The following is a 21,837-nucleotide window of genomic DNA, read 5'->3' as shown; positions in this document are numbered from 1 at the left end:
CACAATGGCCCGGGCAGACGCAGACGTGAGGAGGCAACCGGTGACGACCGCTGGACCGCCCGTGAAGGGCCGCTCCACCCGGCAGCGTGCCGCTGTGGCGGCGGCCCTCGACGAGGTCGACGAGTTCCGCAGCGCGCAGGAGCTGCACGACATGCTCAAGCACAAGGGCGACTCGGTCGGCCTCACCACGGTCTACCGCACTCTGCAGTCCCTCGCCGACGCCGGCGAGGTCGACGTCCTGCGCACCTCCGAAGGCGAGTCCGTCTACCGCCGCTGCTCCACCGGCGAGCACCACCACCACCTCGTCTGCCGCTCCTGCGGCAAGGCGGTCGAGGTCGAGGGGCCCGCGGTGGAGAAGTGGGCGGAGGCGATCGCGGCGGAGCACGGCTACGTCAATGTGGCGCACACGGTGGAGATCTTCGGTACGTGCGCGGAGTGCGCCGCGACGCGCTGATCAGCCGCGCCCGAAGCACCGCTCCAGCTCGCTCAGGTCGTAGAAGGCGCTGCCCCCGGCGACGGGACGGCAGCCGGCCCTGAAGGGCGTCTCCTTCTCGTTGTAGAGCATCCGCACCAGGTAGCGGTCCCCCTTGCGGAACAGGTCCCACTGGATGTTCGCGCCCAGCGGGGAGACGGACGCGCCCCGCCAGGGGTTGCCGGCATAGGTGTACGGCTCCCCCGGCGTCGCCGGTCGCGTGCTGCCGGGCAGGCCCATCAGGGCGGCCAGCGGGATGATCTCCTCGGCGTGGGTGAAGCGCAGCTCGGCGCCGAGGTCGCCGGTGCCGGCCCGTTTGGCCTCGGCCTGCGTGAAGAAGTCGTCCAGCAGGACACCGGCCATCTTGTAGGTGATGTCGCTGTCGGCGAAGCCGGGGCCCTTCTCGTAGAAGTCCTCGGCGTCGCTCAGGTACCCGAACCAGGCGGCGTCGGAGCGGGAGATGTACCGCTCCATGCCCCAGCCGTCGCCCCCCGGGCTCTCCTCGCTCATGGCGGGGGCGATGGCGTGCAGGTCGTAGACGGCCCGGGCGGCGGGGACCTGGTCGGCGATCTGCTCGACGAAGCTGTCCGTGAAGATCCTCCGCAGGACGCTGCGGGCGGTCCGCCGCGTCCTGGGCTGGTCGGTGATGGCCTGCAGGGTGTCCTTGAGGCGCTGGTCGTTCGCGAGGTAGTCCCGGTAGGCCGCGCCGCCCGCCGTCTTGTGGAAGTAGAGCAGGTCCTTGTCGGTGCGGGTCGGCCCGATCAGCGGCTTCAGCGCGGGGTCGGCGTCGGCGAGAGCGCCCGCGAACACGTTGCCGCTGTCCACGGCCCGCCCCTGGCCGGAGCTGACCACGTCGATCTTCTCGCCGTCCGCGGCGATCCTCCCGAACAGGGACGGCAGCCGCCGCTCCAGGCGCACGGCGGTGTCCCGCAGCTCCTGCCTGCCGCGGCCGCTGAGGTTGCCGTACCCGGCCTCCGCCATGGCCGCCTGCAGCGCGCGGACCGCCGGCCCGAACTCCTCGCCCCGGCGCGTGAGTCGGCCCTCTGCCTCGGCCTTGTCCCACAGGGCGAGGATCAGGTCGCCGTCGCCGCTGTCCGTGGCGGCGCGGGAGCCGTGCCGCGAGACGTTCTCGGTGAAGACGGGGACGAAGCCGGCCGGGGGCCGCTGGTAGGTGCTCGGACTCTGCCGGACTTCGTAGGGGGCCTTGGTGCCGTAGCTGTCGCGGTGCGCCGGCCGCTGGTCGGCGGCTCGTGCGGGCAGGGCGGTGACCAGCAGCGCGCACAGGGCGAGGGCGGGGGTGACGCGTCTCATGGAGACGGATCGTCGACGATCACCATGAACCCCCGGTGCCTACGAGGTGGACTCGCCCTTCATGGCGGCCTCCATGGCGAGGAGGTCCTCGTTCGGTACGGCCCCGCCGAAGCGCCGGTCGCGGGAGGCGAACTCCACGCAGGCCCGCCACAGGTCACGCCGGTCGAAGTCGGGCCACAGCACGTCCTGGAAGACCATCTCGGCGTACGCGCTCTGCCACAGGAGGTAGTTGGAGGTGCGCTGCTCACCGCTGGGGCGCAGGAACAGGTCGACGTCCGGCATGTCCGGGTAGTACAGGTACTTCTGGATGGTCTTCTCGTTGACCTTGGAGGGGTCGAGGCGGCCCGCCTTCACGTCCTCGGCCAGTGCCTTGGCGGCATCGGCGAGTTCGGCGCGGCCGCCGTAGTTCATGCAGAAGTACAGGGTGAGCAGGTCGTTGCCCTTGGTCTGCTCCTGGGCGACCTGGAGTTCCTTGGCGACCGACTTCCACAGCCTGGGCATACGGCCCACCCAGCGCACCCGGATGCCGAGTTCGTCGAGCTGGTCACGGGTCCTGCGGATGAAGTCGCGGTTGAAGTTCATCAGGAAGCGGACCTCGTCGGGCGAGCGCTTCCAGTTCTCGGTGGAGAAGGCGTACAGGGAGATGTTGCGGACGCCGATCTCGAGGGAGCCCTGCAGGACGTCGAGCACGCGCTCGGCGCCGACCTTGTGGCCCTCGGTGCGGGGCAGCCCGCGTTCCTTGGCCCAGCGGCCGTTGCCGTCCATGACGATCGCCACATGGTTCGGGACCAGCTCACCCGGCAGCTTCGGCGCGCGGGCGCCGGACGGGTGCGGCTCCGGCGACTTGTACTCGCGGCGCTGACGCCCCAGGATCCCGCGTACGACCATGTGCTTCTCATCTCCCTTTTCTCCGGCTCTTCTCCGGTGTCACTTCTCGACGTACCTGAGCGAGCGCAGCCCGCGCTCCAGGTGCCAGTGCAGGTAGGCGGACACCAGCCCGCTGCCCTCCCGGACGTACCGCGCCTCGCACGCGTCCGCCGTCTCCCAGTCTCCCGTAAGCAGCGCACCGAGCAGTACCAGGGTCTGCGGGGAGGGTACGACGCTGCCCGGCACCCGGCAGTCGACGCAGACGGAGCCGCCGGAGGCGACCGAGAAGAACCGGTTCGGCCCGGGCATGCCGCACCTCGCGCAGTCGCCGAAGCTGGGTGCGTAGCCGTTGACGGCCAGGGACCGCAGCAGGAAGGCGTCCAGGACGAGGTGGGGGGCGTGCTCGCCCCGGGCGAGGGTCCGCAGGGCGCCGACGAGCAGCAGGTACTGCTGTACGGCGGGCTCACCCTCGTGGTCCGTGAACCGCTCGGCGGTCTCCAGCATGGCGGTGCCGGCCGTGTACCGGGCGTAGTCGGTCACGATTCCGCCGCCGTAGGGGGCGATGGTCTCGCTCTGTGTGCACAGCGGCAGCCCGCGGCCGACCAGCTCACTGCCGCGCGCGAAGAACTGCACGTCGACGTGGGAGAACGGTTCCAGCCGGGCCCCGAACTTCGACTTGGTGCGCCGCACACCCCGTGCCACGGCCCGCACCCGGCCGTGACCACGCGTGAGCAGGGTGATGATCCGGTCCGCCTCCCCCAGCTTCTGGGTGCGCAGCACGATGCCGTCGTCGCGGAACAGACTCATGGCTCCATTCTGCCCGCCCGCACCGCCTCCCAGGGCCGTGGGCGGCTCTTCAAGGCACTTCGCCCCTGCTGCGTGCGTTGGCGTGGGCCGTCGCCGCACTCAGCCGCTCTGCCGTGGTGGCCCGGCGGACGGCCTCCGGCCTCACGTCCCACTCCCGTCCGCCGCCGAACGGCCGCAACTGCACATACGGCCCTTCGTGCCCCATGACGATGCCGAGGCGTCCGGTACGGGTGTCGACGGCACAGGAGCCGACCGGGAGTTTCATCGCGTCCACCTCCGGTGGCTCCCCTGCCACCGGCAATTTCACTCTTCGCATGCCACTGGTGGCCCAGCGTGCCTACACTCGGCCGGAGTCTGTCTTGCGCGGGCAGCGCACCACTGGACGGGTGCCGACCCTCCGTCCGGTCAACTGCCCTGCGGGCAGGGCCCTTTCGTCCCGCCATTGGCCCCACCTCTGACGGCTGGGCCATTCGTGTGCGCTCTCTTGACCGCCCCCACGGGCCCTCTTATGGTCGCGCTGACCGAACCGGACGTAGAACGTCGTACCTCCCCTCCCCTTCCCCCGACCTCGCTGGAGGAACCGTGCGCGACGACGTGACCCCCGACGTGCCGGCGCCGCGCCGCCGGTCGTTCCTGACGGCCGCGGGGGCGCTGGGCGCGGCCGCCGCCCTTCCGCCGGCGCTGGCGGGCTGCTCCGCCGGTCCGCAGTCCACGAACGACACCGGCGGCGGGGGCAGCGGAAAGGACCGCACGCTGACCGCGGTGATCGGGTACGGCAACGACGGCAGCTGGGATCCGACGCAGACCGCGTCCGCGTTCGCCATGGCCGCCAACAACCACATCTACGAGGGCCTGCTCGACACCGACCCGATCTCCCGGGTGCCGTACCCGGCGCTCGCCACCGAGGTGCCGAAGGACCCGAACGCCACGACCTGGCGGTTCACCCTGCGCTCCGGTGCGACCTTCCACGACGGGAAACCCGTCACGGCCGACGACGTCGTCTTCGTCTTCGACCGGATCCTCGACCCGCACACCCAGACCCTCGCCAAGGGCTTCTTCGTGAGCTGGCTGAAGGCCGTTCGGAAGGCCGGCCCACGGACCGTCGAGCTGGTGCTGAGGTTCCCCTTCCCGGACGGGCTCGCCCGGCTCACCCTGGCCAAGGTCATGCCGAAGCACGTGTTCTCCCGGCCCGGCGCCTGGGACGACGCGATCAAGGGGCTCGCGGTGGGCTCGGGGCCGTACCGGCAGACCGCGCACCATCCGAAGTCGAACACCACCTTCGAGGCGTTCGCCGCCTACAACGGCCCGCGCAAGCCCGCCTTCAAGCGGATGAACTGGCTGACGATCGTGGACGCGGCCCCACGCGTGGCGAAGATCTCCGGGACCGGCGCCGGCGCGCAGATCGCCGACAACATCCCTTACGCCAACATCCCGCGGCTGGAGCAGAGCGGGCGGAAGGTCGCGGGCGGCGCCGGGATGAACAACCTGTTCCTGATGTTCAACACCCGGCACAAGCCCTTCGACGACGTACGGGTGCGGCAGGCGCTGCACTATGCGATCGACACCGAGAAGATGGTGCGGGTGGCCCTGAAGGGGCACGGCAAGCCGTCGTCCTCGTTCCTCGACGAGGGCAATCCCAGCTACCGGCGGGCCAGGACGGTCTACGACCACGACCCGCGGAAGGCGAGGGCCCTGCTGAAAGCGGCTGGCGTCGCGCACCTGAAGGTCGAGATCCTCGCGGTGAACGTCAGCTGGATCGTGGACTGCCTGCCGACCATCAAGTCCTCCTGGGACGCGATCGGCGTGGAGACGACCCTGGCGCCCCAGGAGACCACGGCGGTGTTCACCAAGATGGACCAGAAGCAGGACTACCAGGTGGTGGCCGCGGCCTCCAACCCCAACCAGTTCGGGCTCGACGCCGACCTGATCATGCACTACAACTACGGCCCCGAGAACCTGTGGATGCAGTACACCCGGTGGGCCGGCAACCCCGTCGCCGAGCAGCTGTTCCGGGACATGGACCGGGCGACCCGGGAGCCGGACCCGGCGAAGAAGAAGGCGATGGTCCAGGACTACATCGACGTCGTCGCCGAGCAGGCCGTGCTGTACCCGGTCGTCCACAACGAGCTGATGACCGCCTGGGACCCGCGCAAGCTCAGCGGGATAAGGCCGCAGCCCTACCCGGGCATCAGCCTTCTGCAAGCCCAGTGGGTCTGACGGGATGGCGGCCGTCGTACGGATCCTGCTCCGCCGCGTCGCCCTGCTCGTGCCGCTGCTGCTCGGGATCGTGCTGTTCGTGTTCCTGGTGATGCGGTTCTCGGACGTCGACCCGGCGTCCGCGTTCTTCCAGGGCGCGAACCCCACCCCGCGCCAGCTGCACGACTTCCGGGAGCGCAACGGCCTGCTGGATCCGCTGCCGGTGCGCTACGTCCACTTCGTCGGCGACCTGCTGCACGGCGACCTCGGCACCAGCGCCCTGACCCGGGCTCCGGTCGTCGACCAGGTCACCACCGCGCTGCCGCTCACCCTCCAGCTGACCTTCCTCGGCCTGGGCATCGCCGTGGTGCTGGCGCTGGCCGGCGGGGTCACGGCGGCCGTCCACCGGGACCGGCTGCCGGACCAGGTCATCCGGATCGTCTCCCTCGTCGGAGTCGCGGCGCCCGGCTTCTGGCTGGCGCTGCTGATGATCCAGTACCTGGCCGTGGACCGGGGCTGGTTCCCGACCGGCGGCTACATCAACCCGGCCGACTCCGTCACCGGCTGGCTGAAGACCATGGCCCTGCCCGCCTTCGCCCTGTCCCTGCCGGTGGCCGCCCAGCTGACCCGGATCGTGCGAACCTCGGTGGTGGAGGAGCTGGACAAGGACTACGTCCGTACGGCGATCGGGAGCGGGCTGCCGCCCCGGGTGGCCGTCGGCCGGAACGTGCTGCGCAACGCGCTGGTCAACCCGCTCACCGTGCTCGGTCTGCGCGTCGGCTACCTGCTCGGCGGCGCCGTCGTCATCGAGACGATCTTCTCGCTGCCCGGCATGGGCAAGCTGATGATCGACGCCGTGCAGAACGGCGACCCGGCCGTGGTCCAGGGGGTCGTGCTGACCACGGCCACCGGGTTCGTCGTCGTCAACCTCGTCATCGACATCCTCTACCTGCTCGTCAACCCGCGTCTGAGGGCGGCCTGATGGTCACGCGCGCGAGCCTCACCGAGCGGCTCTCCCGGCCCGGCGTCCGACTCCGGGGATGGCGCCGGCTCCCGCCCGTGTCGAAGGTCGCCGTCTGCTTCCTCGCCGTGGTCGTCCTGGTCGCCGTGCTCGCCCCGGTGCTCGCCCCGCACGACCCGCTGGACCAGCAGGACCCGGTCGACGGCACCGGGCACCCCTCGGCCGCGCACTGGATGGGCCAGGACAGCCTCGGCCGGGACATCCTCAGCCGGCTGATGTACGGAGCCCGCTGGTCGCTCGCGATCGGACTCGGCGCGACCGCACTGGCACTGGCCGTCGGCGCGCTGCTCGGGGCGCTCGCGGCCACCTCGCGCAAGGCCGTGGACGAGACGCTGATGCGCTGCCTGGACGTGGTGATGGCATTCCCGGGCATCGCGCTCGCGGCCGTGCTGGTCGCCGTCTTCGGCGGCGGGATCGGAGTGCTGATCGGCGCGATCGCCTTCCTGTTCACCCCGCCCGTCGCACGGGTGGTGCGGGCCAACGTGCTCGACCAGTACGGCGAGGACTACGTCACCGCGGAACGCGTCATCGGCGCCCGCACCCCGCACATCGTGCTGCGGCACGTGGCCGTCAACTGTGCCGCGCCGGTGCTGGTGTTCTGCACGGTCCAGGTCGCCGAGGCCATCGTCTTCGAGGCCTCGCTGTCCTTCATCGGCGCGGGCGTGCGCCCACCCGACCCGTCCTGGGGCAGTGTCATCGCCGACGGCAAGAACATGGTGCTGACCGGCGGCTGGTGGGCGACCGTCTTCCCCGGGCTGCTGATCCTGCTCACCGTGCTGTCCCTGAACATCCTCTCCGAGGTCGTCTCGGACGCCTGGGCGGCGCCGGCCGCCCGGGAGGTGGAGGCGCCCGAGGACCGCCTGGAGACACCGGAACCCGGCACCGGCGAGGTGCTCGCGCTGCCCGGCCTGACCGAGGCGGCCCGGCGCCTGCGCTCCCGGGCCCGCCCCCGCCCCGCACCCGGCGGCCCGCCGGTACTCGCGGTTGAGAACCTCGCCATCGGATTCCCGGACCGGCACCGGGGTGTGGACATCGTGGACGGGGTCAGCTTCGAGGTGCACCCCGGGGAGGTGCTGGGCCTGGTGGGCGAGTCGGGCTGCGGCAAGTCGCTGACCGCGCTCACGATCATGGGGCTGCAGCCGAAGGCCGCCCGGGTCCGCGGCCAGGTACGCTTCCGGCAACGGGACCTGCTCGCCGAGCCGATGCGGGTACGGCGGCGGCTGCTCGGCCACGAGATGGCGATGGTCTACCAGGACGCCCTGTCCTCGCTGAACCCCGCGATGACCATCCGGGCCCAGCTGAAGCAGCTCGCCCGGCGCGGAGGCCGCCGAACCCCACCCGAGCTGCTCTCGATGGTCGGCCTCGACCCCGACCGCACCCTGCGCAGCTACCCGCACGAACTCTCCGGCGGCCAGCGCCAGCGCGTCCTGATCGCCATGGCCCTCTCCCGCGACCCCGGGCTGATCGTCGCCGACGAGCCGACCACCGCGCTGGACGTGACGGTTCAGGCCCAGGTCATGGAGCTGCTGCTGCGGCTGCGCGAGGAGCTGGGCTTCGCGCTGATCCTGGTCTCGCACGACCTGGCACTGGTCGCCGACGTCACCGACCGGGTGGTGGTGATGTACGGCGGGCAGATCGTGGAGACGGGAGTGACCGCCGACCTGGTGGAGGCACCGGCCCACCACTACACGCGCGGGCTGCTCGGCAGCGTGCTCTCGCTGGAGTACGCGGAGCAGCGGATGACACAGATCAAGGGGGTCGTACCGGCCCCGGCGGACTTCCCGGCGGGCTGCCGCTTCGCCGACCGCTGCCCGCTGGCCACCGAGGTCTGCCACACGACCGCGCCCGTCCTGGCGGGCACCCCCACGCACACGGCCGCCTGCCACCACCCGGCGGTGGAGCCCACGTCGGCGGAGAGCGAGGCCCTGCAGTGACCGCTGTCGTGGAGGTACGGGACGTCCATGTCGTCCACAAGGCCCGCAGCGGGGGCGTTTTCACCCGCGACCGCGTCCACGCCCTCACCGGCGCCGATCTCGCCGTCGCGCCCGGTGAGACGGTGGGCGTGGTCGGCGAGTCGGGGTGCGGGAAGTCGACGCTGGCGAAGGTGCTGGTGGGCATCCAGCGGCCGACCTCGGGGACGGTGTCGTTCCAGGGCCGCGACCTGTGGTCGATGTCGCCCGCCGAACGCCGGGCCGCGGTCGGCGCGGGCACCGGCATGATCTTCCAGGACCCGTCGACGGCCCTGAACCGCCGGCTGACGGTGCGGCGGATCCTGCGCGACCCGCTGGACGTCCACGGGCGCGGAACCAAGACCGAACGGGACGACCGGATCAGCGAGTTGATGACCCTCGTCGGCCTGCCCCGGGCCCTCGCCCACGCGCTGCCCGGGCAGCTCTCCGGCGGGCAGCGGCAGCGCGTCGCCATCGCCCGCGCCCTCGCGCTCGACCCGGGCCTGGTGGTCGCCGACGAGCCGACCAGCGCACTGGACGTGTCGGTCCGCGCCCAGATCCTCAACCTCCTCCTGGACCTGAAGGAACGCCTTGGCCTCGCCCTGGTGTTCGTCTCGCACGACATCCAGACGGTACGGCGGATGAGCGACCGGGTGATCACCATGTACCTCGGCCGGATCGTCGAGGAGACCCCGGCCGACCGGGTCACCGACCAGGCCCGGCACCCGTACACCCGGGCCCTGTTCTCCGCGACGCCCGGCCTGCTGGACCCCATCGACCCGATCCCGCTGACCGGCCCGGTGCCCTCGGCGACCCGCCCGCCGAGCGGCTGCCCCTTCCGCACCCGCTGCTGGAAGGCGGACGAGATCTGCGCGGGCGCGATGCCGGACTTCTCGGCCGCGTCACGGCCCGGACACCGCTACCGCTGCCACCATCCTGTGGAGGAGGACCAGTCGACCCGTGACCTAGCCCGCCAGGAGCCGTGAATGACCCTTCCCGTCCCGCTGACCGGTGTCGTCCCGCCCGTCTGCACGCCCCTCACACCGGAGCGCGAGGTGGACGTGCCCTCGCTGCTCGCGCTGGTCGACCACCTGGTGGCGGGCGGGGTGCACGGGCTGTTCCTGCTGGGCTCCTCCTCGGAGGCGGCCTTCCTGACGGACCGGCAGCGCCGCCAGGTGGTGGAGGCGGTCGTGGCCCACGTCGGCGGGCAGTTGCCCGTCATCGCCGGGGCCATCGACATGACCACCCCGCGCGTCCTCGACCACGTCTCGGCGGTCACCGCGGCCGGCGCCCGGGCCGTCGTCGTCACCGCCCCCTTCTACGCCCGCACCCACCCGTCCGAGATCGTCCACCACTACCGCCGGATCGCGGCCGCGAGCCCGGTTCCGGTGATCGCGTACGACATCCCCGTAGCCGTGCACAGCAAGCTCCCCGCCGAGCTGGTGCTGGGTCTCGCCGCCGACGGTGTGCTGGCGGGTCTGAAGGACTCCAGCGGGGACCTGGGCGCCTTCCGGGAAGTCCTCACCGGTGCCCGCGCGCACGCCGGGTTCAGCGTCCTGACCGGCTCCGAGGTGGTCGTGGACGCTGCCTTGGCCATGGGCGCCGACGGCGCGGTGCCCGGGCTCGCCAACGTCGACCCGCACGGCTACGTCCGCCTCTACCGCCTGTGCCGGGCCGGCGACTGGGAGGGCGCGCGGGCCGAGCAGGAGCGGCTGTGTGCGCTGTTCGGGATCGTCCGGGTCGGGGACCCGGCCCGGATGGGCGGCAGCTCCTCGGCACTGGGCGCGTTCAAGGCGGCACTGCACCTGAGGGGGGTCATCGACTGCGCGGTGACGGCGGAGCCGCAGATGCCGCTGTCCGGGGACGAGGTGGCGAAGGTGGGGAAGTTCCTCGCGGCGGCGGGGCTGCTCTAGGGGCAGGTGGGCGGGGTGACTTTCAGGGCTTCGATGAAGGGGGTGAAGGCTGCGGGCGGGAAGGTGAGGGTTGCTCTTGCCGGGGCCTTTGAGTCGCGGATGGCTATGTGGTTGGGGCGTGCCGCGATCTCCACACAGTTGTTGCCGTCGCCGCTTCCCGAGAAGGACGACCTCCGCCAGTTGTCAGGGGCCACGGTGTGCCTCACAACTCTTTCGCTAGCTTGTGGATGAAGTCACGCGACCGCTCAGGGTCGAGTGACACAGCCTCCACTTTACGGAAGAGCGTTCGAAACGCGCCGAGTTGGGCCTCGGAGTCGATGAACCCGGCACCATGGGGCGCGTCTCGCACCGCCGTGTCCAACCTGGGTACGGCACCACCTACGTACATCATGGCGTTCGTGGCTCCGGCGAAGCCGTCCAGGTCGAACGGGATGACGCGCACGGTGATGTGGGGCGCTTCGGAGAACTCCAGGATGCGGTCGAGCTGAGCGCGTGTGGCGGCCCGATCTCCGGCCCTGATACGCAGGGCCGCCTCGTGGATCACTGCCTCGTAAGGGATACAGGCAGGGCTCTCGATAATGACCTTGCGTTCCATTCGATGGCGGACGCGCAACTCAAGGTCAGCCTCGGGTAGTTCGGGGACTCGATACGAAAAGATGGCGCGTGCGTAGTCATCCGTCTGGAAGAGGCCTGGTACGTGCAGGAACTCCACGTCAAGGCGATACGAGGCGTGGTATTCCAACTCGGCGAGATCCAGGAACGACGTTGGCAGCAGGCCCCGGTACTCCTCCCACCAGCCCGAGGTCCGGTCGGTCGCCATCGTCACCAACGCCTCGATCAACTCGGCGTCCGTACAGGAGTACTGAGCGGCGAGTCGTCGTACGCGCTCCTCGCTCACGCCCGCCGTGCCGAACTCGATCTGACTGATCTGAGCCGAGTCCGTCCCGAGCAGGGCGGCGGCTTCGAGTCCTTTGAGCCCGGCGGCCTCGCGTAGTTTCCGCAGCTCAGAACCCAGACGCGTCTGGCGTACCGTGGGCTGTTTCCTGCGCGCCATGTCTTCCTCCTTGCCGCCAACTTCTCTGCAACAAAGCCTCGTTCGAGGGGCAGATTACGGCAGCGACTTGCACGGTCCCAAATTGTGGCTCTACCGTCGGTGACGCAACGCACACGCAGCGGAAGTGCACCGCGTGGCGTCCTGCCATGACGCCCGCGGCAATGCCACCGCGCCCGAAAACCCCGCCACCACGCCTGGAGTTGACGCATGCCCGAAACCTGGGACTACTCCCTCTACATCCCCAACGACCTCAGAGCTGTGACGATCTGCCGCCGCACCCTGCGCCTGATCCTGACGATGCACGGGTTGATCGGGCTGGTCGACACGGCCGAACTCCTCGCCACGGAGCTGGTCTCGAACGCCGTACGCCACACGAAGGGGCCGGCCGCACTCAGGGTCCGCCGGACGGCGGAGGGGGTGGTGTGGATCGGCGCCTGGGACACGGACCCCGGCCCACCCGAACCACCGCAACCGCTGGACCAGCTCGCCGAGCTGGCGGAGGCGGGCCGGGGCCTGGCATTGATCCGGGCGTGCGCGGACTACTGGGGCTGGCAGCCGTCGGCACGGTTCGGGAATCGGGGGAAGTACGTGTGGTGCGAACTTGCGGCGGCCTAGCTCGTTGATCACGTCGGACAGGAAGGAGAGCTGATGGTCGGCTCGTCGCATGAGGCACTGCACCGGATCTTCCAGAAGGACCCGGCACTGCTGACCCGCGCGTTACAGCGGGTGCTGCACGTCCCGTTTCCCGAACCGAGGGAGATCGCCGCGCTGAACGTGGACCTCACCGAGATCGAACCGATCGAGCGCCGCGTGGACACACTGCTGCGAGCGGAGACGGACGAGGGCACGTACCTGCTCGTGGTCGAGTCCCAGGGAAAGACGGACGAGCGCAAGCGGGGCAGCTGGTCTTATTACCTCTCCTACCTCTACGAGAAGTACCGCTGCGAGCCGGTGCTCATCGTCATCACACAGAGCAGCGCTACGGCCCGGTGGGCGTCCCGTCCGATCCGGCTGGGCTTCCCCGGCTGGGACTCGCTGACGGTACGACCCCTGGTCCTGGGCCCGGACAACGTGCCGGTGATCGCGGACGAGCGGCAGGCGGAGGGGGATGTCCCTCTTGCGGTGCTCTCGGCGATGACACACGGGCGTGGCCCGCAGGCCGCCGCCATACTGAAATCCCTGGCATCCGCCCTGCGGACCATCGACCCCGACAGTGCCGCGGTCTTCGTGCAGTTCATCGACTCATGCCTGGCCGACCCCCAGGCGAAGCAGATGTGGAGGGAATTGATGACGGCGATCCAGTACTTCTGGCGACACCCGCTCGCCGAGCAAGTGCGCGAGGAAGGACGAGAGCAGGGCCTGGAACAGGGCTTGGAGCAGGGTCGGGCCGAGGCCAAGGCCGAGATGGTCCTCCACATCCTGGAGTGGCGTGGCATCCCCGTACCCGACAGCGTCCGCGAACGGGTGAACGCCTGCACCGATCTGGACCGACTTGAGGTCTGGGCCCAGCGAGCTGTGCGCGCCACGAACGCGGCGGAGCTGTTCGCCGAGGAGTGAGGAGAGCGACATGAGAAAGCGGTCGGGCTCACCACCCACCGGAGTCACTGGAAAGGGAATGTTGAGTCAGGCGCTGCCAGGGTCAGGCAAGCATGCCGTGGTACCAACCCCGACCCACCGCCCTTACGCACTGGGATCCACATTCCACGCCTCGGGCAGACCACTACCGCAGAAGACGCAGAAGAAGTCGTCCTCACGCACGATGTTGTGCTGCTGGCAGCCAGGGCAGCGCCGGAACACCACCTCGTGGGTGAAGCCGGGCGGACGGCTGAGGCCTGCGCGATCGAGAGCCCGAGCAACCGCCGCCCAGGAGCTGACGTCGGGGCAGTACCCGGTGGACTGATTACTGACGTCACCCACGCCCCAGCGATTTGCCTCACAGGTGAAGCTGATCTCACCGGCGCCCAGGACCGCTTCTCCACCGGCACAGGCCACGTGCTCGCTGCGTCGCGGTGCCAACCGAAGCACTCCGTCCAGACCGACCACAAAAGTGAACGGGTCGACCAGTTCCGCTGCCGGTCGCCCAGCGAGCCAGTTCGCGAACTCACCCGCCGAGCCGATCCGGCAGCCGCCGCTGTCCGGCCGTACGGCGGCCTTGAGCTCAACCGGTCCCACGTAGCGGTAACTTCGCTCCTGCGCGGTCATGTGGGCCAGCCTAGGGCAGGCGACGGCACCGCAGATGCCTTTGTAGGCGGTGAGAGCCGCTGCCGGATCGCGGTTCGGCGGGTCGGCGATTCGGAGACCATAGTTACGTGCGCGCGATGCCATCGAGTAGAGAAGCATCCGAGAATTCACCCATTCCGACTGCAACCGCCATACAGCATCACGACTCGTCGTTCGCGATAGCAGTAATGATGACGCCCTTCTTCAGCGCGTCAATCCCTCCACCCGACAACTGCACCTTACTGCACCGAATATAGGAACTCTCTGACTTCATCGATAGTAGTGTGCCACTCAGAGATCTTATGCCCATCTTCATCAACCGTGGATCGCGGTTCCACAAAACGCCACGGCTCTTCCGGGGTGAAATCCTCCGAGAGCCCCTCCAGGAAAATGATCGAGTTCTGGACGTAGACGACGTCTCCATACCTGTAGAGGGGCCAACAGAAAATGAAGTTACTACTCCTTGGATCCGTGATAGATGAAATAAGGCATGATGTGGCATCATCCGCACGCTCTAGAGCCCTCAAGGATCGAATCCAGCTGGCCTCGTACTCGGCTGCATCCCAATAGGTAAGATCCATCGGAAAATTCTCCTGGAAGTCCCGTACGGTGATGCACCCAATGGCGCTGTCGCTCGCCGCTTCGGATGACGATGGGACAGATGCCACCCTGATGGAGAACGATTCAATCCTTGATGTAGTTGAGATCCGCATCATAAGTACCGATCCTCTGACCCCTCTTATTGAACATCTTCCATCCGTCGGAAACATTGTGCCCGTCTACGTCCGGCGTGATGTAGTTCTTCCCGTTGAAGAACACCTCTTGCCCGTGAGAATGGAAGGGAGCCTTCTGAGGTGAAATTCTCCTGGCGTACCCGAGCTCGGCGGCCCTGTCTGCTGGCGTCGGGCCGTAGAGTTCCCGGTTTCCATCCCTCCGCTGTTTAACCATATCAGGGTGGTACGGGTCATTCTCGAGCGCCGGAGACGATGTATACCCCTCAGGGAGTACTTCTTTCCTCTTGCAAGGAGTCAACCCGAGGGGGTCGGCCCAAGTATGGGGGTTGTGGACGTAACCGACGGAATTTGGCGCAGGAGTGAGGCCGAGGGGGTCGGGCGTGAGGTAGCGAGCAGTTTCGGGGTCGTAGTGGCGGAAGTAGTTGTAGTGGAGGCCGGTTTCAGGGTCGTAGTACTGGCCGGGGAAGCGCAGGGGCGTGTAGGCGATGCTGTTGGCCGCCCATGCCGTTGTTCCCCATAGGGTGCTGCGGGTGTGCCAGGCGATGTCGCCGTGCTCGTCGACCAGTTCGCTGGGGGTACCGACCAAGTCGGTGACGATGGCGAAGAAGCGGGAGTCGATCTCGTCCTGGGGTGCGTCGGCCGCGATGATGCGTTCCGTCTGGGCGAGGGGATACAGGCCCTCGTGGTCCCAGGTGAGGGTGATCGGGTTGGGGAGGTCGGGGGATGTCGTGGTCTGTTCGCAGAGGGTGGTGCCGTCCCATGTGAAGTCGACTCGTTCGACGATCGTTTCGGCGTCCGGGGCGAGACGGAGTTTCGTGGTGCGGCGGCCCAGCGGGTCGTAGGTGTAGCGCCAACGGGTGCCGTCCGGGGTCACGACCGAGGCCAGGCGGTCCTCGGGGTCCCATTCGTAGTGCCAGGTGTCCGGCTTGCGGGACAGGCGGGTCTTCTGGCGGAGGGTGATGCGGCCCAGCGCGTCGTGTTCGTAGCGGACGTTGCCGGCGCGCGTGATGCGGGTGCCCGTGTAGGTGCGCGGGCCCACCGCCTCCTGGCCCGGGTGGGTCGACGGCCAGCTCGCCTCGGTCTGGTTGCCCGCCTCGTCGTACGCGTACCGTTCCGTCCAACCCGCCGCGTGTACCGCCGTCACCCGGCCCGCCGCGTCGAGGTCGAAGTGGCGGGAGCCGGAGAGCTGGTCTTCTATGCCGATGAGGTTGCCGTCGGCGCGGTAGGTGTACGCCCGGTGTTGCACCGTGCGGCCCTCCACCCCCGTCACCCACTGCGTGGTCAGGCGGCCCAGCGCGTCGAAGGCGTGCTCCAGGGTGACCGTCTCGCCGATGCGGCGGGACAGTTCGCGGCCCGCCTCGTCGTAGGTGAAGTCGATCGTGCGGCCCGAGGCCACCATGCCGGTGCGGCGGCCGGCCGCGTCGTAGGACCAGGTGGTGGTGGCGCCGGTGGGCGTCGTGCGGCCGGTGCGGCGGCCCAGGTCGTCGTACCTGTACGTGACCGTGCGGCCGTCGACCGATTCCGAGTGCAGGCGGCCGTGCCGGTCGCGCAGCAGCGTGAGCGTCGTGCCGTCGGGGCCGGTGGCCTGGGCGAGCTGGTCGGTGAGGTCGTAGGCGTACGTCGTGACCCGGCCGGCGGCGTCCTTGCGGGTCACCTGGCCCAGTTCGTTGCGCTCAAAGGACACCACCTCGCCAAGAAGGTTTCTGCGCGAGGCCAAGCGTCCTGCCGCATCGTGCGTGTAGGTGAGGGTGCGGTCGTCGAAGTCCGTCTCCGTCACCAGGCGGCCTGCCGCGTCGTACTCGTACGTCCACGTCAGGCCATGCGGGTTGGTGACCTTCGTCAGGCGCAGTTCGCTGTCGTGGTCGAACTCGTAGCGGACACCGTCCGGGCCGGTGCGTGCCGTCAGCAGGTCGAAGTGCGTGTACTCGAAGCGCGAGACGCCGCCCAGCGCATCCGTGTGGCTCGTGCAGTTGCCCTCGCCGTCGTACGTCCATGACTCGGTCGTGCCGTCCGGGGCCGTACGGCACGACAGGCGGCCCTCTACCGTCCACTCCAGGCGGGTCACCGCACCCGTCGGGTCCGTTGTCGCGATCGGGCGGCCGGCGGCGTCCCGTTCGTAGCGCGTCACTGCGCCGAGCGGGTCCCTCACCTCCACGGGGAGGCCCGCACGATCGCAGACGACCCTTGTCGTGTTGCCCAATGGATCCGTCACGGACGTGAGGTGACCGGCTTCCGTGTACGTGAAACGGGTCGTCTGACCCGCCTGGTCCGTCACCGACGTGCGGTTGCCTCGCTCGTCGAAGCCCTGGCGGATCACCGTGCCGTCCGGATTCACCACCTTCACCGGCAAGCCGAGTTCGTTGTACTCCGCCCTCGCCTCGCGGCCGTCCGGGCGTACCACCCTCGTGGTGTTGCCCGTCTCGTCGTACTCGAATGTCGTCGTGTGGCCCAGTGGGTCCGTCTGGGACAGCAGGCGGTTGTAGCGGTCGCGGTGGTAACTGGTTTCGGCGCCGAGCGGGTCGATCACGGCCACCACCTGCCGTGCTCCGTTGACCAGGTAGCGAGTGCTGTGGCCTTCGCCGTTGGTCGCCGTGGTCACCCGCAGGCCCGTCTCCGGGTCCGGTTCCCCGTAGGAGAAGCGCGTTGCCATGTGGCCCGCGGAGCCGGTCTGGGCTGTGCAGCGGTCCTGGTCGTCGTACTCGTACGTGTAGCTGCGGTCGTTCGTGTCCCTCCAGGACGTGACCCGGCCCGAGTCGTCGTAAGTGAAGCGGAGTGGCAGCCCCGAGGAGTTGATGATCTCCGTGAGGTTGCCCTCTGTGTAGCCGAAGCGTTTCAGCTCCTGGCTGGTCGCCGCCAGGTGGTAGGTCGTGACGCGGCCCGACTCCGTCGTGATGCGGACTCCCTGGCCTGCGCTCGTCCCCACGGCTAGGGGCGTGCCTTCCGCGTCGTACTCGAACGTGATCCAGTTGCCGTTGCGGTCGTCGATCTGTTCCAGGACGGCCAGGTTTTCGCCCCGGTCGGCGAAGTGCCAGGTGCGGAGCGTGCGCGGGTCTGTGATCGTGTAGCCGTCGGCAACGCGGTCCAAGGGCCAGCGGGGGCCGTGCGATGGGAGGGTGGGCAGACCGGGGGCCGGGTGCGGGTACGCCAGGAGCAGACCGTCCTCGGTGACGAAGACGACTCCCTCCGCGTCGATCTCCAGACGCTGGTCCAGGGTGGAGGACCACGAGGGGCCGAACCAGCGGCCCAGGCGGTAGCCGGACTCCACTCGCCGCTTCAGGACCAATGGCAGCACACCGGGGAGGGCCGCGTCGGTCTGTGGCAGGAACATCTTGCCGGTGGCGACGTCGACCGGGTCACCACAGTCCTCCACGGCGTCCTCTTCGCGGGAGTGATCGTGCGGGTCATCGTTGACCGTCTCCCGCGCGGAGTTTCCGGCCTCGCCCTCCGCCGCTCGTTCCCCGGCCGCCGCTTCCTCGGCCCCCCTCGTCCCGTCCTCCGCAACCCGGACACCGTCCGCGGCCGCTCCCTCGGCGCCCGCCTCCGGGATGAGGAACTGGGGCAGGAGTTCACCGCCGACCCCGCCGGGGTCCTGCAGGAAGGAGTTCCAGAGCTGGTTGCCGGTCTGGGTGGGATGCGTGACGAAGTGCACGGCGCCGCCCAGGAGTTCCACCTTGGCCTGGAGCGCTTCGTAGGGGTGTGTGATCGCGTACGGGTCGAGCGGGTTCGCGTTGCGGGCCAGGTTGTTCAGATCGCCCAGCCCGCGCATGAAGCCGCCGAAGAAGCGCATGTCCTCCGTCTTGGCGGCATCCCAGACATCAGCACCGTCCAGTTTGAGCTGGTTCAGGGCCGACGGCTCGCTGGGGGCGTGCTGCAGCGCTGCTTTGACACGGTCGGCGGCCTCCGCGGCAAGGTGGCTGCGCTGGCGCCTTGCGGCGGCCAGGATCTGCTCGGCCGCCTGCTTGGCCTCATCCCCCGGGTCCTGGTCCGAAGGCTTCGGACCAGGGTCCTTCTCGCCCGCCTCGACCGCGTCGTTGTACGTCTGCACCTTCTGCTCATGGGCTTTCGAGGCGGCCTTGCCCTCGCGGTACTTCGCCACCGCCTCCCGCGCCTGAGACTGCGCCCACTCCACCGTGTGCGCGAAGTTCTCCAGAGCCGAGGCCGCCTCCCCGCACGCCTCGGCCGCCTGACGCCACTTGACCTGATGCGTCGCGAACGTCTTGCGGAAGGTATCGGCCGCCTCACCCTTGAAATCCGACGAGTCCAACGTCTGCATCCCCGACGCCACCGCGCCGAAGGACCCCGCGAAGTTCCGCAGATGCCCCGCCGTCTCCCGCAGCTTCGCCGGGCTGCCGTGGATGAGTTCCTTCGGATCCTCCGTCTCGTCCAGCTGCTGCTCGTCCACGTGCGCGCCCAGCCTGGACGCGGTGGAGTCACCCCAGTCGTCGACCTTGTCGGCCGCACCGTGCGCGCCGGCCCAGTCGAGCGCGTCGCCCACGCCGTGGGCGCCCTCGTCGATCACGTGGCCCGTCGCCCGCTTGACGTCGTCGTACCCGGACTTCAGCGAACCGACGGCACTGTTGAACTTGCTGGTGAACGACATCAGTTACCGTCACCCGGCCCGGCCACATCCCGCACGATCGACGGCGAGATCGGGTTGCCGGGCATGCCCTCGCTCGTCTCCACGTCCGTGAGCATGCCCTTCCCGGTCTGCTTCACGGAGTTCACCAGGTTGTCGCGGTCCTTCTCGCCGTAACCCGTGGTCGCCGCGGCATGGTTGATCTGGTCCAGGCTCTCCTTCTGCACCTGCTCGTTGGAGGCGAAGGGATCTCCGACCACGGAGTTGTAGGCGACCTTCAGCGAGCCCTTCACGTACTCGTCCGTCTGGTGGAAGGTGCCGGCCGCGAGCCCCATCCCCTCCGCCAGCGCGTTGCCCTCCTGCATCAGATCGCGCACCCCCCACTGCCAGCGCTCGCAGAAGGTGTGCAGCATCGCACCGAGATGGTCGTCACCGACGTCCATGCCGTCCATCTCCAGGCCGGTGAAACCACGCCCCGCGCCCGCCCAGCCCTTCATCCCACCCAGCGAATCCATCTCGCTCAGCGCCTTGTTGATGCCCTCGGCGATCGACTTCAGCCCCTGCACCCGCAGATCCGGCTGCCCGCCCCCACTCGGCGTCGTCACTGCCGTCCCTCCCCCGTGTCCGGTCCGTTCACAGCGACCGCTTCCGGCACGATCCCGACGACCGGTGGCAGCACCAGCCCCCGCTCACCGTCACCGGCATCCACCAGCACCCCGCACGGCAGCCCGGCCTCGGCCACCGCCGGTACGCCCGCGTCCAGCACCGCGGCGCCCCACACGGCCCGGTACCGCCAGGTCCGGTCGCGCTCCTCACGCGCCCTCGCATAGCGCGCGAGCGCGGCCTCGTCGGTGAACGCGAGCAGCCACCGCGCCCCCTGCATCTCCACCGTGAGGGCCGCACCGTTCTCCCCGTACGGGACGAGAACACGGCGACGTCGGAACTCCCCGAGGCGGGCGTGGAACAGGCGCCGGTGAACGCTGAGTCGCAGGGCCTGTTCCGCAGAGAGCGGCGCGTCTCGCCGGTCGGCCGGCTGTGTTGCCACGGATTCCGGGCCGGCCGTGGGTGCGGGCTCGGCCATCGTTGCCGTATCCACTGCGGACTGCTTCGCGGTGGCTAATGTGTGTGAATCCGGGTGCGATGGAGTCGCAGAAAGCACCTCAGTAGGTGGCAGCGGTGCACTGCCAGCGTGCAGAACCGTCTGCTCCGCGATGTCCGTCAGCGCCGACCTGGGCGGATGCACCTCGGCCTCGCCCGTCGATCCCGTCGCCCCCGTCGATCCCGTCAACTCAGCGCTGCCCACAGCGCTTTCCCCCCGCCGAAAATGTCTTGATACGTTCAGCCGATTTTCATTCCGTGAACGATCTTCAATGCTCACATGCGCGGGCTGACGCGAGCAACGTTCGTCGGATCAATAATGGGCAAAGGACGGTCAATTGCCGCCGTGTAAGCAGCAATTAGCCCACCGAAACGGACGGCCAAGCCGGCCGTACCCGCTGGAACTCGATCGTCTCGTACGCCCCCGCCACCCCCGTCTCGTACAGGATCCCGACGGTGTCGCGGCCCAGCTGCACAAGATCGGAGTAGGCGGCTCGCTGCGAGGACAGCGTCAGGGTCTTGGTGAAGGTCGCTCCGCCGTCCACGCTGGACCACAGGGCCATCGCCCGGCGCGCGGTCGGCACGGACGGGCCGGAGAACAGCAGCGGTGCCGTGCGGCCCCGGAGTTGGAGGACACTGCCCTGGATCACCGGGATGTCGTTCAGCGTGGGTTGGCCGGCGAAGGGGCGGTCGAGAGTCTCGCCGGCGTCGCTCGAATAGGCGTCGAGACGGTTGCCGGGGCTGCTGCCGTTCTGGTCGCGTGAGGTGAAGTAGAGGCGGCCGTCCGGGAGTTGGGCGGCACTGGTCTCGTTGGCGTTGGCGACGCCGTCGTAGGTGTCGTCCACGAAGCCCAGGTGCCAGGTGCGGCCGCCGTCGTCGCTGTAGAGGGCGTGGGCGCCGTAGTACCTGGGCTCCTGGCCGGTGTCCGGCGAGCCGGGGGGCGGGGCCGCGGAGTGGTCGGCGGGGACGAGGAGGCGGCCGGTGTGCGGGCCGCGGGTCAGGGCCAGCGCGTGCCCGGGGCCGGTCGCATACCAGCGCCAGTGCGGCGGCTTCACCTCGGCCGTGATGTCCCTCGGAAGGGTGAAGTGGCGGCCGTCGTCCGGGCTGCGCTGCACGAACACCCGCCGGCTCTGCTCCGGCGCGGCCTCCCCCCGCATGATCTGCGCCTCCGTCACCGATCCGCTGTTGTAGGAGGTGACCAGGACGACCTCGCCGGTGCGCGGGTCGACCACGGGTGCCGGGTTGCCCCGGGTGTCGCCCTGCCCGGCGGCCACCACCGTCAGCGGGCCCCAGGCGCAGCCTCCGTCGGTGGAGCGGCGCAGGACGACATCGATGTCGCTGCTGTCGCCGGGGCCCTCGTGCCGGCCCTCGGCGAAGGCCAGGACGGTGCCGCGCCGGGTGCGGACGGTCGCGGGGATGCGGTAGGTGTCGTAGCCGCCCTCGCCCGCCACGTACGGCACGGAGGAGACGCAGCCGTGCGCGGTGTGGGCGGAATGGGCGGTGACGAGCGGGGTGAGAAACGCGGTGGCGGCGAGAAGGGCGCGGCTCAGCGGGGTCACGCCCCCATGGTCCCCGGGATCACCGGCGCCGATGCGCGACTCAGGGCCGAACGGGTGTTC

General features: G+C 69.4%; 20 protein-coding genes. 8 read left to right on the top strand and 12 right to left on the bottom strand.

Annotated features, from left to right (window positions below):
* The first annotated feature begins 40 nt into the window (after window positions 1-40).
* Window positions 41-454, top strand: coding sequence for a transcriptional repressor (locus tag ACFZDC_RS19405; protein ID WP_391325296.1), 414 nt, complete (start codon window positions 41-43; stop codon window positions 452-454).
* Here ACFZDC_RS19405 and ACFZDC_RS19400 read toward each other — a convergent pair whose 3' ends face one another.
* From ACFZDC_RS19400 to ACFZDC_RS19385, 4 genes are read right to left on the bottom strand one after another with little or no spacing between them, the layout of a single operon-like run.
* Window positions 455-1,783 (bottom strand): histidine-type phosphatase, encoded by a 1,329-nt coding sequence (locus ACFZDC_RS19400; RefSeq protein WP_391325294.1) that lies wholly within the window; start codon window positions 1,781-1,783, stop codon window positions 455-457.
* 39 nt (window positions 1,784-1,822) lie between these two features.
* Window positions 1,823-2,671 carry an isoprenyl transferase gene (locus ACFZDC_RS19395; protein WP_391325292.1) on the bottom strand — a complete coding sequence of 283 codons (849 nt, stop codon included), beginning with the start codon at window positions 2,669-2,671 and terminating at the stop codon, window positions 1,823-1,825.
* A 39-nt stretch (window positions 2,672-2,710) separates the two neighbouring features.
* On the bottom strand, window positions 2,711-3,457 hold the full coding sequence (recO, locus tag ACFZDC_RS19390; protein ID WP_067006481.1) for a DNA repair protein RecO: 747 nt from the start codon (window positions 3,455-3,457) through the stop codon (window positions 2,711-2,713).
* A 49-nt stretch (window positions 3,458-3,506) separates the two neighbouring features.
* Entirely contained in the window at window positions 3,507-3,722 is a 216-nt protein-coding gene (locus ACFZDC_RS19385; RefSeq protein ID WP_391325290.1) for a hypothetical protein, read from the bottom strand.
* A 317-nt stretch (window positions 3,723-4,039) separates the two neighbouring features.
* Here ACFZDC_RS19385 and ACFZDC_RS19380 point away from each other — a divergent pair, with 317 nt between their 5' ends.
* The 5 genes from ACFZDC_RS19380 to ACFZDC_RS19360 are packed head-to-tail and all read left to right on the top strand — an operon-like array spanning window position 4,040 to window position 10,536.
* On the top strand, window positions 4,040-5,674 hold the full coding sequence (locus tag ACFZDC_RS19380) for an ABC transporter substrate-binding protein (RefSeq protein WP_391325288.1): 1,635 nt from the start codon (window positions 4,040-4,042) through the stop codon (window positions 5,672-5,674).
* 4 nt (window positions 5,675-5,678) lie between these two features.
* Entirely contained in the window at window positions 5,679-6,635 is a 957-nt protein-coding gene (locus ACFZDC_RS19375) for an ABC transporter permease subunit (protein ID WP_391325286.1), read from the top strand.
* Window positions 6,635-8,608 (top strand): oligopeptide/dipeptide ABC transporter ATP-binding protein, encoded by a 1,974-nt coding sequence (locus ACFZDC_RS19370; protein WP_391325284.1) that lies wholly within the window; start codon window positions 6,635-6,637, stop codon window positions 8,606-8,608. The genes ACFZDC_RS19375 and ACFZDC_RS19370 overlap by 1 nt, the downstream gene beginning before the upstream one ends.
* Window positions 8,605-9,609: an oligopeptide/dipeptide ABC transporter ATP-binding protein gene (locus ACFZDC_RS19365; protein WP_391325282.1), complete on the top strand. Its 1,005-nt coding sequence runs from the start codon at window positions 8,605-8,607 to the stop codon at window positions 9,607-9,609. The genes ACFZDC_RS19370 and ACFZDC_RS19365 overlap by 4 nt, the downstream gene beginning before the upstream one ends.
* Entirely contained in the window at window positions 9,610-10,536 is a 927-nt protein-coding gene (locus ACFZDC_RS19360; protein WP_391325280.1) for a dihydrodipicolinate synthase family protein, read from the top strand.
* Here ACFZDC_RS19360 and ACFZDC_RS19355 read toward each other — a convergent pair.
* Both ACFZDC_RS19355 and ACFZDC_RS19350 read right to left on the bottom strand, forming a co-directional pair.
* Entirely contained in the window at window positions 10,533-10,730 is a 198-nt protein-coding gene (locus ACFZDC_RS19355) for a DUF397 domain-containing protein (RefSeq protein ID WP_391325279.1), read from the bottom strand. The genes ACFZDC_RS19360 and ACFZDC_RS19355 overlap by 4 nt on opposite strands.
* A gap of 8 nt (window positions 10,731-10,738) precedes the next feature.
* Window positions 10,739-11,590 carry a Scr1 family TA system antitoxin-like transcriptional regulator gene (locus ACFZDC_RS19350; protein ID WP_391325277.1) on the bottom strand — a complete coding sequence of 284 codons (852 nt, stop codon included), beginning with the start codon at window positions 11,588-11,590 and terminating at the stop codon, window positions 10,739-10,741.
* Window positions 11,591-11,797: 207 nt separating this feature from the next.
* On the opposite strand from ACFZDC_RS19350, the gene ACFZDC_RS19345 reads away from it, so the two are divergent.
* Together ACFZDC_RS19345 and ACFZDC_RS19340 are read left to right on the top strand one after the other, a co-directional pair.
* Complete coding sequence (locus ACFZDC_RS19345) at window positions 11,798-12,205, top strand: ATP-binding protein (RefSeq protein ID WP_391325275.1); 408 nt, start codon at window positions 11,798-11,800, stop codon at window positions 12,203-12,205.
* Between the two features lie 33 nt (window positions 12,206-12,238).
* Window positions 12,239-13,147 carry a hypothetical protein gene (locus tag ACFZDC_RS19340; protein WP_391325273.1) on the top strand — a complete coding sequence of 303 codons (909 nt, stop codon included), beginning with the start codon at window positions 12,239-12,241 and terminating at the stop codon, window positions 13,145-13,147.
* A gap of 123 nt (window positions 13,148-13,270) precedes the next feature.
* Here ACFZDC_RS19340 and ACFZDC_RS19335 read toward each other — a convergent pair whose 3' ends face one another.
* The 6 genes from ACFZDC_RS19335 to ACFZDC_RS19310 all read right to left on the bottom strand — a co-directional run bounded on the left by ACFZDC_RS19335 (window position 13,271) and on the right by ACFZDC_RS19310 (window position 21,777).
* Window positions 13,271-13,792, bottom strand: a complete 522-nt coding sequence (locus tag ACFZDC_RS19335; RefSeq protein ID WP_391325645.1) for a hypothetical protein — start codon at window positions 13,790-13,792, stop codon at window positions 13,271-13,273.
* Between the two features lie 257 nt (window positions 13,793-14,049).
* Complete coding sequence (locus tag ACFZDC_RS19330) at window positions 14,050-14,391, bottom strand: hypothetical protein (protein ID WP_391325271.1); 342 nt, start codon at window positions 14,389-14,391, stop codon at window positions 14,050-14,052.
* Window positions 14,392-14,494: 103 nt separating this feature from the next.
* Window positions 14,495-19,144 carry a putative T7SS-secreted protein gene (locus ACFZDC_RS19325; protein ID WP_391325269.1) on the bottom strand — a complete coding sequence of 1,550 codons (4,650 nt, stop codon included), beginning with the start codon at window positions 19,142-19,144 and terminating at the stop codon, window positions 14,495-14,497.
* Window positions 19,144-19,725 carry a hypothetical protein gene (locus ACFZDC_RS19320; protein ID WP_391325268.1) on the bottom strand — a complete coding sequence of 194 codons (582 nt, stop codon included), beginning with the start codon at window positions 19,723-19,725 and terminating at the stop codon, window positions 19,144-19,146. The genes ACFZDC_RS19325 and ACFZDC_RS19320 overlap by 1 nt, the downstream gene beginning before the upstream one ends.
* On the bottom strand, window positions 19,722-20,216 hold the full coding sequence (locus ACFZDC_RS19315; RefSeq protein ID WP_391325266.1) for a hypothetical protein: 495 nt from the start codon (window positions 20,214-20,216) through the stop codon (window positions 19,722-19,724). The genes ACFZDC_RS19320 and ACFZDC_RS19315 overlap by 4 nt, the downstream gene beginning before the upstream one ends.
* Before the next feature lie 361 nt (window positions 20,217-20,577).
* Window positions 20,578-21,777, bottom strand: coding sequence for an exo-alpha-sialidase (locus ACFZDC_RS19310; RefSeq protein ID WP_391325264.1), 1,200 nt, complete (start codon window positions 21,775-21,777; stop codon window positions 20,578-20,580).
* Window positions 21,778-21,837: the final 60 nt, after the last annotated feature.

It is taken from the genome of Streptomyces sp. NPDC007905, from assembly GCF_042959345.1.
Lineage (GTDB): Bacteria > Actinomycetota > Actinomycetes > Streptomycetales > Streptomycetaceae > Streptomyces.
This window is presented reverse-complemented; position numbering and strand designations above follow the sequence as displayed.